Here is a 15040-nt window from a genome sequence, read left to right as displayed (position 1 = left end):
AAATGGATGGAATTTATTTACGACGAGATGGAATATATTGGTTTATTTTGTCTAGCTAAAAATAGGAATAAATAATCAAAGAAAGAATAGTTAGGTGAATTAGGTGATAAATACATGGACTTCCTTGGCCACCAAAAAATAATAATGTTAAAAAGTCGTTTTTTTGATTTATATAGTATGAAAGTGATAAATGAAAACATCGGCATCATCATGCAAGCAGCACTTGAAGCAATCCAAGAAGTACTTGGTGCCGTTGAAGTAACTTTATATTCTATCGAAGAATGGAATGCGAATTGGACGATTGTGTCTTCAACTGTAATAAAGAATTCTAAGGAGCAGGCTGTTTATCTGAATGAAGACATATCTTTTCTATGTGAATATAAATTCTCTCGAACTTCTATAAAAGATGATTCGGTACATGATTATATGTTGTTAGCACTTAAGAACAAGGAAAAAGAACAAGTTGATTATATTTTAGCAATTAAAATGAAGAAGGAACTATTGGATGACCCCCATGGAGAGAGTCTTTTGTTTGATATGGCAGGTAAAGAAGTTGGAATCTTTTTTACAAACATGCAGAATATTGTGGATACAATGAAAGAAAAAAAGAAATACAAGCAGTTATTTAAAGTGACGGAGAAGTTTCATTCATCCATGATGATGGAAGACGTATTAAGAGAAGTTATCTTCACTTTAAAGGAAGTTTACCCATTCTATCATTATTTTCTTTTGCTTTCCCATGATAACAATAGTCCAACAGATTTACCAGTTAAGGACTTAGAATACAATGGCGAAAATATGGCTGCAATGGAGGCTTATGTTACAGCTGAATTACAATTCGAAAACTTGAAAAGGGAAAAAAGTTCGGTTATCTATGCACCTTTGAAAGGAAAACAAGGTGTATATGGCGTTTTGCAAATTATTGTTCCGAATGCAATCTCCTTTCCGAAAAACGAAGTGGAATTTATTTCTTTATTAGCTAATACAGCAGGAGGGGCTTTGGAAAATGCTCAGTTATATCAACAATCTAAAAAATTAGTTACTGATTTGCAACTAATTAATGAGGCTTCTCATCAATTAAATTCCAATTTACGTTTAAATGAAATGATGAACTATATTTGTGAAAGAATATCTGCTAGTTTTGATGCAAAAGAAGTAGGATTTATCTTATTTTCACTTGAAAACAATTCTACAAAAGTGCTGTCCAGGAGCTCCTCTTTCTTTTTTAATCAAGAATCACAGCAATATATTAAATATGTTAAAGAAAAAATTCAGATCGAGAAAGATTCTCTGTTTCTAGGAGATTTTAGTATGCAGCTTGAGGGAGCACGATATAAATCCATTATGGCTGTGCCAATGATGCAGACAGGTGTATTAAAGGGGGTTGCGATTGTCATGCATCCTTCTGCCTATCATTTTTCTTTTGATACATTTAAACTATTACAATCATTGATTCATCATTCTACCCTTGCCTTAACCAATTCTTTGTTAAGAGAAGAATTAGAAAAAATGGTTGTTACAGATCATTTAACAAAATTATATTCAAGAAATTATTTGGATGAAAAAATCCAAATGTCTTTACTGGAAGATAAAGAAGGAACGTTTATTTTAATCGATATTGATGATTTTAAATTGATAAATGACACATATGGTCATCAAATTGGCGATGATATTATTATTCAGGTAGCGAATATTATAAAAGATAATATTCGAAGTTCTGATATTGGCTCTAGATGGGGGGGAGAGGAATTAGCTATTTACCTCCCTAGAGTTCCTCTCTCTTTAGGTGTAACTATTGCAGAAAGATTAGTAAAAAAGGTAAGGAGAAATTCTAAACCAGCAGTAACCATTTCATGCGGGGTTGCTTATTGGAATAAACAAAGTAATGATACGTATCATACTCTTTTTAAGCGTGCTGATAAAGCCTTGTATACGGCAAAAGAAACAGGAAAAGATAAGGTTATCATTCAAAATACTCTTCTTATTTAGAGAATAAAAGGGTGTTTTACCTTTCTCCAGAGGAAAGATAAAACACCTTTTTTGCAAGCTGACAATAACAAAATTATTCCTATTATTATAAATACTTAACTAAAGTAGAAGCGAATAATTCTAAGTATTTTTGATCCAATTCATCAAATCGATTCTTTTCTGGGGAATCGATATCAAGCACTCCAATTAATGTGCCATCTTCTTTTACTAATGGGATTACAATTTCGGATTGAGAAGCGGCATCACACGCAATATGGCCAGGGAATTGATGGACATCTTCAACTCTTACTGTTTCTTTATTGTGAGCGGCTGTACCACAAACCCCTCTCCCAAATGGAATTCGAACACAAGCAGGTAATCCTTGGAATGGTCCAAGAACTAGTTCATTTTCTTCCACTAGATAAAAACCCACCCAATTGATGTTTTGCAAAAATTGATTCAATAATGCGGATGCATTAGAAAGATTCGCAATAGCATTATGTTCTCCCTCTAATAAAGCACGTAATTGCTTTTCAACTAATTGATACTGTTGTTCACGGTTACCATTATATGTTTCGACACTAAACATGTATATCACCAATCTTTCTCGTTTTAAATGTGTTTTTTTGACGATAAATACAGAAGAATCCAGCACTTTGTCGGAAGGTTTTTAAAGGATTCTTTCCGCTGATAAAGAAATTGTAATTAAATAGAAAACGATTGTCTTCATAAAAACAGTCTTTCTCAATTATATAGAAGTTTTTATTATTCAACCATACTTTTTAATGATTCGCAACAGAAAAGAGGTAGACTAGATGAAAGAAATTTCAACAAGGGATGCCATTGTAGAAGCAGCCATTTCTTTATTTAATCAAAAAGGCTATCATGGTACTTCTATACGTGATATTGCTGGATTAGCAAATGTAAATATTGCCAATATATCGTATTATTTCAATGGGAAACAAGGATTATTAGAGTATTGCTATATGAACTTTTTTGAAACGTATTTAGAACTGCTTGAAGAAGTATTTCTTCAGTCTGATAGTCCAACAGAGAAATTAAAAAAAATGGTGGATTGCATTATTTCCTATCAATGTAAAAATCCACAGCTGACAAGATTTGTTTTACGAGAGGTATCCATCGATTCCCAAGTTGTAAGAGAAATAATGTCCACCTATTATGTGAAAGAAAGATATATTTTTACGCAAATCCTTGAAAAGGGGATCGAGAGCAAAGAATTTAGAAAACAATCTATTTCTTATAGTATCATTCAATTAAAAGGACTACTCTCGATGCCCTTTATACACTCTTATTATGTGACCGAGGTTCTTCATATTTTTCTAAATGAGGACTACTTTAAAAGAAAGTATATAGAAGAGATCCACCGATGGATTCGCGATGTTGTTTGTTTGAACGAAAAAGAATTATTGATTATTCCATAACATAACGTCCCAGCCTTGCCCTAAATCTTTTGCCTGATGAGCATCAGATCCATATACTAAAGGGATTTGACGGTTTATCGCTTCCTTGACAATCCACTTAGGAGGATATGGTTCTTTGCAATATGGCTTATTTACGCCTGCCCCATTATAATCCAGTTCATATCCATGGCTTTTCACTTCATCTAAAATGGTGAAAATAATGGTTTGAAAGTTCTGCTCCTGGGGATAAAGCTGCTGGAATTTATGTATAAGGGTGATATGGCCTAGTCGTTTTGGCTTGGCTGGGCCTAGATCTGCTTTAATCGATTTAAGAAGTGTTTGATAGTAGCAGTCATATAGTCTTGAAACTCCTCCATACTGTTTCACCATATGTCCAAAATACTCAGGACTATAATCCACACAATCATAGCGATTAGATAATGGATCTTTCAAAAAGTGAACACTTAGGATACTGTCGTCCAAAAAATGTCCCCATTCAGCTAGAAAATCTTTTATTTCTAGTTCGAATCCTTCTATATAATCAATCTCGAGTCCTATATTGATCTTTATTCTTTCTTCATATTCTTTCTTGATATGCTGAACTTCCTTTAAGTAGAATGGCAGTGCTTCCAGCGTTATACTACTATCCTGTGTTGGTGTGGTATCGATAAAACCTTTTGGTAATGGCGCATGCTCTGTAAAAGTCATTTCCGTAAAACCGAGCATAATTGCTTGTTCAACGTATTGTCTAAGAGAATCCTTCGTTCCATGGGGGCAAAATGGTGTATGAATATGTCCGTCCTTCTTCAACGTAATTACCATCCTTTCTATTCCTTCTATATTCAATATATACTTAATTTAACAGCAAGGTAAATAAAGAAGTTTTCCTGCGTGTTTTTTTGAATTAATCCTTATATAATTAAGATAACTATCGAACTTTGAAAAAAGAATACAAAATTATGAAAAAAACGTAAAATAATAGTCAAAAATTGTCGTTTACATGTTATCATAAATACAAAGAATTTTACTTGCTTATAGGGAGACATCTCTTAATTTTTTTTCTTATTTTGTTATCGTACAGATTTGTTGAACCTATTTAGTTTTTTAGGGCATTTAATCCATTGTTGTTACTTACGGATTACTGCTGCTTAATTTTGATAAAAAATAGTGAAAATAGATACGGAATTATGGCCGGTGTATGAACAGGGGGCTTCAAATGAATTACATAATTGGAGGAATAGGGATAGTTATTTGCCTATTCGTAGCGGGATATTTTATTAAAAGAAAGTATTATAACGGAGTCGATGAATTAGAAAACTGGAAAATAAATATCATGAATCGTCCAGTACTGGAAGAACTCGCGAAGGTTAAACAATTGAATATGATTGGACAAACTGAAGAGTTATTTGAAAGATGGAGACAAGAATGGGACGATATCGTTACGGCTGAATTACCTGAAATTGAAGAGCTGCTTTTTGATACAGAGAGTTATATTGATAAATATAATTTTCCAAGAGCGAAGAAGACACAAGATATAATTCGGATGAAAATGGAAAGTGTGGATAAAAGAATTGATACACTATTAGAAGAGCTTAATAACCTTGTCGGTAGTGAAGAAAAAAACCGCACAGAAATGGAAGAACTAAAAGAATCCTATCGTGTCAGTAAAAAAAATCTTTTAGCCCATCGCCATACTTTTGGTGATACAGAGAAAAAGATTGAAACAATGATTCAAGAAATAGCGGAATTATTTATTACTTATGAGGAGAAAACGAATAATGGAGATTATTTAGAAGCAAGAGAAATAGTCTATAAAATCCAAGATCGCTTATCTACTATTACTTATTTGATTGAAAAAATTCCTCCATTATTAATTGAATGTCAAACGAAGCTGCCTGAACAACTTGATGAGTTAAAAGATGGCTATGCAGATATGCTGGAGCAAGGATACATTTTAGAACATTTGCAGATGGATGAAGAAATAGCAAGTTTAACTAATGAACTTGCTTCCACAGAAACAGATTTAAAGGAAGGAAATGTGGAGGCCGTAGAGAAGGTTGTTTCTGAAATTCAGGATAAGCTAGATTTACTTTATGACTTATTAGAAAAAGAAGTGCTGGCAAAAAATTATTGCCATATCAATATGAATGCAACAAAAGAAATCTTAGCAGATGTGCAGCAAGGAAATGCGCAGCTTCAAGTCGAGGTTGGCTTGTTACAAAAGAACTATAATTTAGATAATGAAGATATTGAGCTTCAATTTAAGTTGGAGAAGAAATTAAATTTTCTATTCAAGCAATATGAAGTATTAGAGCATAAATTACTGACCGAATCTGCAGCACATACACTTTTGGGAGAAGAGTTAAAAGATATAAAGGAACAGTTAGAAAGTGCCTCTTTAGAACAAAAAGCACTATTTGAAAAGCTGCATGCTCTTCGTAAAGACGAAGTTTCTGCCCATAATCGCTTAAGAGAATTAAGTAAACAAGTGGCAGATGCGGTAAGAAGCGTGACAAATAGCAATTTGCCAGGTGTCACAGAGGAATACAATCAACTAATGCAAGAAGCAAAAGAGAGTATTGATCAAGCAAAAAGAATGCTAGAACATACGCCATTAAATATGGTTGAAGTGAAAAAGATAATTGATGTGACCGAAGAAAAAGTGACAATGCTAGTAAATGTAACAATTGAATTGGTTGAAACAGTTTATTTAGCAGAGAAAATTATTCAATATGGAAACAGGTATCGTCGTAAATATCAAAAAGTCCATCAAGGTTTATTAGAAGCAGAAGCTCATTTTAGACACTATCGCTATAAAGAAGCATTGCAATATGCAGCAGCCACCATCGAAGAAATAGAGCCAGGCAGTATGAATAAAATCGAAGCTTGGTCAAATGAATGGAAAGAAAATCAACATTAGAAAGCTAATGCAATATGTGCAAAAAAGTCTGAGGAAATAAACTCAGACTTTTTTTATGTAATGAAGAAATCATAGTAGCTTATCCGTGTATTTGCAAAAGTTTTAACATATGGTAGCATTATAAAGTAAAACTTTCATGGTGGGGCTTATTACCTAAATGTAATGGGCATCTGTTGTGAAGTGTTCGACTTATCGGATATCCTGTCAAAGAACATAAAAAAGCAGTTGCAGTTTTCAATCGATAAATACTCTTTTAAAAGGCAACTACCTTCTAGAAAAGATTTTGTTTTTATGATGTGATACAGCAAAATGGCTGTTAATAAATATATCCATTTAACTAAGTAAAGTTAACTTTTTTAAGGAAAGGAACTCCCGATGTAATGATCTATATAGATAATAGTGCTACAACTAAACCTTTTTCAGAAGTTCTTGATGCATATACTACTGTATCTCAAAAGTATTTTGGGAATCCATCCTCGATCCATGGGATAGGAATGAAAGCGGAGAAATTACTAATACAGGCAAGGGAACAAATTGCTGAGCTCTTAGAAGTAAAAAGTAATGAAATATTTTTTACTTCAGGAGGAACGGAAGGGAATAATACTGTTTTAAAAGGGATAGCGCGTACGTTTAAAGGAAAAGGAAATCATATAATAACGACAACTATTGAACATGATTCTATTCACAAGGTAATGGAACAATTAGAAGATGATGGATTTACTATTACGTATGTACCAGTTAATGAATATGGACAAGTTTCTGCAGAGGATATAATCAAACAGATTCGTAAAGAAACCATCCTTGTCTCGGTGATGCATGTTAATAATGAGGTAGGTTCAATTCAGCCGATTGAAGAAATAGGCAGGTTTTTATCTAATTATCCGCATGTTTTTTTTCATGTGGATGGCGTTCAAGGAATTGGAAAGCAGCCAATTTCTTTAAAGAAAGCAAATATAGACGCTTATACGATTTCAGCTCATAAATTTCATGGACTTAAAGGAAATGGCGTTCTATATATAAAAGAAGGTAAAAGGATTCAACCGCTATTAGCAGGTGGTGGTCAAGAAAATGCTTTTAGAAGTGGAACCGAGAATGTAGCTGGGGCAGTAGCAACTGCCAAGGCATTACGAATGCAGCTACAAAATCAAAAAAAGAAAATGTCTGTCCTAACACAGATAAATCTTTATTTGCGTGAACAGCTAGCTAGAATAGATGGTGTCTCTATCCATTCGCCAGCTCTAGGAAAAAGTGTGCCCCATATTCTTAATTTCTCTATTGAAGGGATAAAAGCAGAGGTATTTGTTCATGCGATAGAAGAACGTGATATTTATATTTCTACAACGAGTGCATGTTCCTCCAAAACTAATAAAGTTAGTAAGACATTATTAGGTATGGGTGTATCCGAACAAATTGCTGAAAGCTCTTTTCGAATTAGTTTATCGTATGCAAACACAATGGAAGAAATGGAAAAAGTAGTGGCTGCTATACAAGATATCAAAGAATGGTTGAGAGGTGTAATGAAATGAAATATGATCGTATTTTAATACGCTATGGGGAACTATCAACAAAGGGAAGAAATAGAAAACAATTTGTAGATAAATTAAGACGGACAATCGCCAAGGCTTTAGAGGCGTTTCCAGCTGTGTCTATTGAAGCAAAAAGAGAAAGAATGTATGTATTATTAAATGGGGAAGATGTGGAGGAGATTTCCAAAGTTCTTAAAAATATCTTTGGCATTCAATCTTTTAGTCCTGCAATAAAGCTAGAAAGAGATATCGAAATAATCAAAGCGGCTGCTTTAGATATTGTTACTTCTTTATATGAGGAAGGATCTACTTTTAAAATAAGTGCTCGACGTGCAGACAAAGGGTTTGAACTTGATACTAATGAAATAAATCAGGCGATTGGTGGTCATTTATTAAAAAATATCCTTGGTTTAAAAGTAGATGTTAAAAACCCTGATATAAATGTCCAAATTGAAGTCAGAACAGAAGCGATCTATCTTTCCTGTGAAAATATAGCAGGAGCAGGAGGATTACCTTCAGGAACAAGTGGAAAAGCGATGTTGATGTTATCTGGAGGATTGGATAGTCCGGTAGCTGGATACTTGTCCATGAAAAGGGGATTAGAAGTAGAGGGAGTACATTTCTTTAGTCCGCCATTTACTAGTGAAAGAGCAAAACAAAAGGTAATTGATATTTCGGAGAAACTGGCCCGTTTTAACGGACATTTTGTCTTGCATATTGTTCCATTTACGACAATCCAGCAGTTGATTCATAAACAAATTCCAGAGAACTATACGATGACTGCAACACGAAGAATTATGTTAAGAATCACAGACGAAATTCGGAAAAGACAAGAAGCACTAGCTATCATTACGGGTGAGAGCTTAGGTCAAGTGGCGAGCCAAACGTTAGAAAGTATGTATGCAATCAATGACGTGACAAATACTCCTATTTTAAGACCTTTAATAACAACAGATAAAACGGAAATTATTGAATGGGCAAAGAAAATTGATACCCATGATATCTCCATTCGTCCATATGAGGATTGTTGTACAGTATTTGTACCTTCTTCTCCAAAAACAAAACCGAAAAAGGAAAAAATACAGTATTACGAAAGCTTTACTGATTTTGAGCCTTTGATTGAAGAAGCAGTCAAAAATGTGGAAACGATAATCCTGAAAAGAGAAGAAAATAAAATAAACACAGAAATGGATTCCCTTTTCTAAGTGGAGCATCATAACTTTTGCTAACAAAAATCCCCAATATTTTTGTGAAGAATTACCAGTAATTAAAACGAATGAATGCCATGTGTATTACACATTCTATTATCACAAGGAGGTGATACACATGGCAAGCAGCAACAATTCAAATCAATTATTAGTACCTGGAGTTTCTCAAGCTCTAGATCAAATGAAATATGAAATCGCTACTGAGTTTGGTGTAAACTTAGGTGCTGAAACAACTTCTCGCGCTAACGGTTCAGTTGGTGGTGAAATCACTAAACGTTTAGTTCAAATGGCTGAGCAACAATTAGGCGGCGGTTTCTCTAAATAATTGAATAAAATGGCTACAAAGAGCAAGGTGTTATGCCTTGCTCTTTTCTTTACGATATTTTTATAAAAAGAAACACTTTATCATTTTGCAGAGTGAGTTTCTATTGAACTTTCATGTAGATTTTAGAGTAATTCTTTGAAAAACTATCAATTTCCTAGTGCTTTGAAATTTAAATAATTTAAAAAATACAAATGGGGTAGTATAATGGGTTAAGTATTTACAATTAGAATCAGGAGGAATAGGTTATGAAGACGGAAGATTTAATAGCTCCCAAACAATATAATTTTGTTTCGGAGATTGAGAAATTTGCCCAGAATCCAGATAGGCTAGCATTGAAATGGGAGAACGAAGAAGGCGAAACAAAAGAAGTTACATATTCCTCTTTAATGAAAGCAGCAAATAGAATAGGAAATGTATTTAAGGATGAAGGGTTACAAAAAGGAGATGTCGTGCTTGTTATTGTTCCACGAATAATAGAAGCATATCAAGTATATTTAGCAGCTTTAAAACTAGGGTTAACGATTTTACCAAGTTCTGAAATGCTGCGGGCCAAAGATTTGCAATACCGGATCAAGCATGGAGACGTAAAAGCAGTTGTTAGTTATTATCCTTTCATAGGCGAATTAGAACTAGTAGAAGATATACATATGATTAAACGCTTTGTGCTGGGAGAAGGAAAAGAAGGCTGGATGCATTTAGATGCAAGAGCAGAAGATGTTTCTGACGAGCTGCAGTTAGCTCCTACATTGAAAACAGATACGGCTTTTATTTCCTATACTTCAGGAACAACGGGGAATCCAAAAGGTGTTGTACATACGCATGGATGGGCATATGCTCATCTAAGAACAGCTGCTCCAAATTGGCTCTGTATTGAAGAAGGAGATTTAGTGTGGGCAACAGCAGGACCTGGATGGCAAAAATGGGTATGGAGTCCTTTATTATCAGTATTAGGATCTGGAGCAATTGGACTTGTTTATCATGGACGATTTAATCCAGAAAAATATTTACAACTTTTGGAGAAATATGAAGTGAATGTTTTCTGTTGTACACCAACAGAGTATCGTCTAATGGCGAAAGTGGAGGATATTCATAAGTATCAATTAAACCAATTACGAAGTGCTGTTTCTGCTGGCGAACCATTAAACAGGGAAGTAATTGATGTATTTAAAGAACATTTCCACTTAGATGTACGAGATGGATATGGACAAACAGAAAATACATTATTAGTCGGGATAACAAAAGGAGTCGAATTAAGACCTGGCTCCATGGGAAAACCAACACCAGGAAATTTGGTGGAAATCATCAATGAAGATGGTGAAATTTGTTCAGTTGGTGAAGTTGGAGATATAGCAGTTCACAAAGATACACCAGCGTTGTTTAAGGAATATTTAAAAGAACCAGAAAGAACTCAAAATCAATTTCGCGGGGAGTATTACGTCACAGGGGATCGTGCGAGAAAAGATGAAGATGGTTATTATTGGTTCGAAGGTAGAAGAGATGATATTATTATCAGTTCTGGCTATACGATTGGACCATTTGAAGTGGAAGATGCTCTTGTTAAACATAAAGCGGTGAAAGAATGTGCGGTCGTAGCAAGTCCAGATCCAATAAGAGGGAATGTTGTGAAGGCATTTGTCGTTCTTAGAGATGGAATGGAAGGAAACGAGGAATTAACGAAAGAGCTGCAATCCCATGTCAAGAAATTAACGGCTCCTTATAAATATCCTCGTAAAATAGAATTTATGAATGAGCTGCCAAAAACAACTTCAGGTAAAATTAGACGAGTTGAATTAAGAGAGAGTGAAAAAAATAGTAAGTACTAAAATAGTATATTGAATTTAAGCAGGGAGACAAAAAGGGCACTTTTAAGAGTGTCCTTTTTGTAAAAAGAAAAGTGAAAATGGGGAGGGATTGACGTGAGAAAACTTATTTATGGTGGGAAAATATATACACTTAAAGAAGAAGGAGATCTGGTAGAAGCTATTTTAACAGATGGACAATATATAGTAGACTATGGTGATAAGGAATATTTGTTAGAAAAACATGGAGAAAGCATAGAGGAAGAAATAGACTTAAAAGGTGATGTGCTTCTACCAGGTTTTGTTGATAGTCATATGCATTTAATTGGTCACGGAGAAAAACTTTTAAGACTAAATTTATCAGCTTGCACCTCTAAAGAGGAAGCTTTACAAATGCTAGCTAGTTATGCAAGGGATATTAAAGAAGGCGAATGGGTTATCGGAGATGGTTGGAACGAAAACATGTGGCCTGAACAGAAAGTCCTAACAGCTAAGGACATTGATCAACATGTTCCCAATCATCCCGTTCTCCTTAACCGAATATGCAAGCATGCGATTGCGGTGAATTCATATGCTTTGAAGATTGCCAATATTACAAATGATACACCAGTTCCATTTGGTGGAGTTATCGAGAAGGATGAATTAGGCAACCTTAATGGCGTATTTAAAGATCAAGCTCAAGAATTAATCACAAGTGTTCTACCAAAAGTAACAGACGAATATGTGGAGAATGCATTACGAGCAGGAATTAAAGATGCTTACCGATTAGGCCTTACTGGAGCTCATACAGAAGACTTAAATTACTATCATGGATATAAAGGAACATATCAGTCCTTTAAAAAAGTAATCGAAGAAGAGGGCAATCTATTTAGAGCTCATCTGCTTGTGCACCATGAAGTGTTTGAAGAGATGAAAGAAGATGGTGGGAAATACTTAGGTGGTTCCGAATGGGTAGAGTTTGGTAGCATGAAAATATTTGCAGATGGCGCTTTCGGAGGAAGAACCGCCTTTTTAAGTAGACCGTATCATGATGATCCTTCGACAAATGGAGTAAGTATTTTTACCCAAGAAACGTTAGATGACCTAGTAGCAAAGGCAAGAGAAAAAGAAAATCCGATTGCTGTACATGCCATTGGGGATGCTGCCTTTGAGATGGTGTTGAATGCTATTGAAAAGTATCCCTTGCAAGGGTCTGGGAGAGATCGTCTTATCCATGCAACCATGCTGCGCAAGGATTTAATCGAACGTATGAAGGGATTACCTTTAATATTAGATATCCAGCCTAGCTTTGTAGCTTCCGATTTCCCGTGGGTTATCGATAGACTGGGAGAGGAAAATTTAGCATACTGTTATGCTTGGAAAACATTATTAGAAGAAGGATTACATTGTGCAGGTGGTTCAGATGCTCCAATTGAAAATGTGAATCCTTTAGTAGGAATTCAAGCAGCAGTGACAAGATCTAACCAAGAGGATAAACAAGGAAAAGGATATATTCCCGGAGAGGCTTTGACGATTTATGAAGCAGTTTGCCTGTATACAAAAGGGAGTGCCTATGCTATTTGTCATGAAGAGGATCGGGGGAAGATTGAGAAAGGGTATGTAGCGGATTTTACGATTTTAAATAAGGATATATTTCACGTGAACTCACATGAAATAGAGCAAATCGAAGTAACGAAAACTATTGTTGGAAATGAAATAATGTACGCACGTATTTAACAGAGGAAGTTAATCCATTACAAAGATTTCTAAAAAAGATTGATTGTCAGCCTCCAAAAAAAATGTATATAATATGGAATATTTCGATTATAGAAAGAAGCGATGAAAAATGGAGAAAAATAATGTTCGGATTGGGGTCATCTATGCGGGGATTTCCTATTTAATATGGGGGCTGTTTCCGATATATTGGAAACATCTGCAAGGAGTAGGAGCAGATGAAATTCTTGCAAATAGAATATTTTGGTCGTTTATTTTTATGTGTATTTTACTTACTATTACACGGAAATGGACATTGTTTTTTCAAACACTACGATCATTTAAGTATCAAAAAAAACAGGCGATTATGCTATTTATAGCTTCTGTGCTAGTTAGTTGTAACTGGTTTATCTATATTTGGGCGGTAAATGCCAACAAAATAATCGAAACGAGTCTTGGGTATTATATAAATCCATTAGTAAGTGTATTATTAGGCATTTTTGTGATGAAAGAAAAATTATCGAAGATCCAGTATGTATCCGTACTATTAGCTGCAATCGGAGTTTGTATTATTACATTCGCCCATGGAGCCTTTCCTTGGATAGCAATTTCTTTAGCAATGACATTTGGTTTATATGGCTTGGCAAAAAAATTAATCAAAGTTGATTCCGATGTAGGATTAACATTGGAAACCATGTTTATTACCCCATTTGCGCTCCTTTATATCGGTTATTTATTTGCAAAAGGGAATCATGCCTTTTTGGCTGTTTCAACCAGTTTAGACTTTTTGTTAATTATATCAGGCGTGTTGACAGCTGTTCCGTTATTATTTTTCGCTAAGGGAGCGCAGCGGATTCCTTTATCCATGCTAGGATTCATACAATACTTAACACCTACATTAACATTAATTCTTGGTGTATTTGTCTATCACGAACCATTTACAACGGCACACTTATTAGCATTTATATTTATTTGGTCTGCATTAACGATTTATTCTCTTTCGCGAACAAAGCTATTTTCTTCAGCAAAAAAGAAAGAAGAAGCTAAAGGAATAGCATAAGAGAAAAATAATAAAATACTATAGTTGGAATTATGCATTTTTCTGAAACATTTTTCTTGGTAGAACGTAAAGGAAAGAGAACGAATATTAGGGGGTTTTGAGTGAATGAATGGAAAACGTTGGGCAGCTTTAGGCATAGCAGGTGTTATTTTTGCCTTCTCCATTATTACTAGTTTGGTATCAATAGCATTTACAACCGATGTGGAAGAGTTATTTGGACAATTTCTAGGTGAAGGTAAAGCGCCTTATGTAGAAGAATACATAGAGGATGGAAATATCGCTAATAAAATAGCAGTTTTAGAAGTGTCTGGAACGATACAGGATACTGGTGATGCTGATTCTCTTTTTTCAGCAGCTGGATATAACCATACTTCCTTTATGGAAAAGCTGGATTATATAAAAGAAGATCCAAGTGTAAAAGGGGTTATTTTGAAAGTGAACTCTCCAGGTGGAGGAGTAGTGGAAAGTGCACAGATTCACGATAAAATAGTGGAAATTCAAAAGGAAGCTAAAATACCTGTTTATGTCTCAATGGGATCAATGGCAGCTTCTGGAGGTTATTATATTTCAGCCCCTGCTGATAAAATTTTTGCAAGTCCTGAAACATTAACTGGTTCGCTTGGTGTTATTATGAGTGGATATAATTTTGAAGGTCTAGCTGAAAAGTATGGTGTTGAATTTGTTACAATTAAAAGTGGTAAATACAAGGATATCATGAGTTCTACTAGAGAAATGACAGAGGAAGAAAGAGACATTTTACAACGATTAATTGATAATTCATATGCTGGTTTCGTTAAAGTCATCGCAGATGGACGAGGTATGAAAGAGGCAGAAGTGAAGAAAATCGCAGATGGTCGTATCTATGATGGAAGACAAGCGAAGGAATTAAATTTAATTGATGATTTTGGTTATTTTGATGATGTGGTAGAAAAGATGAAAGCAGACTATCAATTAAATGATGCTGCGGTTGTTAAGTATACGGACAATACTGGCTTTGGTTCCTTGTTTGGCGTGACTGCGAAAAAATTAATTACAAGTGAGGATAAAGAATTAGCAAATATATTAAAAATCGTCACAAATGCTAACTCACCTCGACTAATGTATTTATATGCAGAATAGGA

Annotated in this window: 12 protein-coding genes; 10 read left to right on the top strand and 2 right to left on the bottom strand. The window is 34.6% G+C overall.

What is annotated here, in order from left to right; genetic code table 11:
* Positions 1–114 precede the first annotated feature (114 nt).
* Entirely contained in the window at positions 115–1989 is a 1875-nt protein-coding gene (locus NSS71_RS12765) for a sensor domain-containing diguanylate cyclase (RefSeq protein WP_341151749.1), read from the top strand.
* 85 nt (positions 1990–2074) lie between these two features.
* Here the strand turns inward: NSS71_RS12765 and NSS71_RS12760 are convergent, their stop codons facing one another.
* On the bottom strand, positions 2075–2557 hold the full coding sequence (locus tag NSS71_RS12760; protein ID WP_047941831.1) for a GAF domain-containing protein: 483 nt from the start codon (positions 2555–2557) through the stop codon (positions 2075–2077).
* A gap of 226 nt (positions 2558–2783) precedes the next feature.
* On the opposite strand from NSS71_RS12760, the gene refZ reads away from it, so the two are divergent.
* Positions 2784–3410: a forespore capture DNA-binding protein RefZ gene (gene refZ, locus NSS71_RS12755; protein ID WP_047941832.1), complete on the top strand. Its 627-nt coding sequence runs from the start codon at positions 2784–2786 to the stop codon at positions 3408–3410.
* On the opposite strand, the gene hisJ is transcribed toward refZ, so the two are convergent.
* Complete coding sequence (gene hisJ, locus NSS71_RS12750; protein WP_047942138.1) at positions 3393–4199, bottom strand: histidinol-phosphatase HisJ; 807 nt, start codon at positions 4197–4199, stop codon at positions 3393–3395. The genes refZ and hisJ overlap by 18 nt on opposite strands.
* 406 nt (positions 4200–4605) lie before the next feature.
* Between hisJ and ezrA the strand changes: the two genes are divergently transcribed.
* The 8 genes from ezrA to sppA all read left to right on the top strand — a co-directional run bounded on the left by ezrA (position 4606) and on the right by sppA (position 15038).
* Positions 4606–6309, top strand: coding sequence for a septation ring formation regulator EzrA (gene ezrA / locus NSS71_RS12745; protein WP_341151748.1), 1704 nt, complete (start codon positions 4606–4608; stop codon positions 6307–6309).
* A gap of 380 nt (positions 6310–6689) precedes the next feature.
* Positions 6690–7835, top strand: a complete 1146-nt coding sequence (locus NSS71_RS12740) for a cysteine desulfurase family protein (protein ID WP_341151747.1) — start codon at positions 6690–6692, stop codon at positions 7833–7835.
* Complete coding sequence (gene thiI, locus NSS71_RS12735) at positions 7832–9040, top strand: tRNA uracil 4-sulfurtransferase ThiI (protein WP_047941835.1); 1209 nt, start codon at positions 7832–7834, stop codon at positions 9038–9040. Before NSS71_RS12740 ends, thiI begins: the two co-directional genes overlap by 4 nt.
* A 121-nt stretch (positions 9041–9161) precedes the next feature.
* Complete coding sequence (locus NSS71_RS12730; protein WP_031534962.1) at positions 9162–9368, top strand: alpha/beta-type small acid-soluble spore protein; 207 nt, start codon at positions 9162–9164, stop codon at positions 9366–9368.
* A 245-nt stretch (positions 9369–9613) separates the two neighbouring features.
* Positions 9614–11191 (top strand): acyl-CoA synthetase MbcS, encoded by a 1578-nt coding sequence (mbcS, locus tag NSS71_RS12725; RefSeq protein ID WP_328283679.1) that lies wholly within the window; start codon positions 9614–9616, stop codon positions 11189–11191.
* 93 nt (positions 11192–11284) lie between these two features.
* Complete coding sequence (locus NSS71_RS12720; RefSeq protein WP_328283680.1) at positions 11285–12883, top strand: amidohydrolase; 1599 nt, start codon at positions 11285–11287, stop codon at positions 12881–12883.
* 109 nt (positions 12884–12992) lie between these two features.
* On the top strand, positions 12993–13919 hold the full coding sequence (gene rarD, locus NSS71_RS12715; RefSeq protein ID WP_341151746.1) for an EamA family transporter RarD: 927 nt from the start codon (positions 12993–12995) through the stop codon (positions 13917–13919).
* A gap of 105 nt (positions 13920–14024) precedes the next feature.
* On the top strand, positions 14025–15038 hold the full coding sequence (gene sppA, locus NSS71_RS12710) for a signal peptide peptidase SppA (protein WP_047941839.1): 1014 nt from the start codon (positions 14025–14027) through the stop codon (positions 15036–15038).
* The last annotated feature ends 2 nt before the right edge of the window (positions 15039–15040 follow it).

Origin of the sequence: Niallia sp. FSL W8-0951 (assembly GCF_038006525.1) — a bacterium.
GTDB classification, from domain to species: domain Bacteria; phylum Bacillota; class Bacilli; order Bacillales; family Cytobacillaceae; genus Niallia; species Niallia circulans.
The sequence above is the reverse complement of the archived record's forward strand: the minus strand, read 5'-3'. Positions and strand labels throughout refer to the sequence as shown.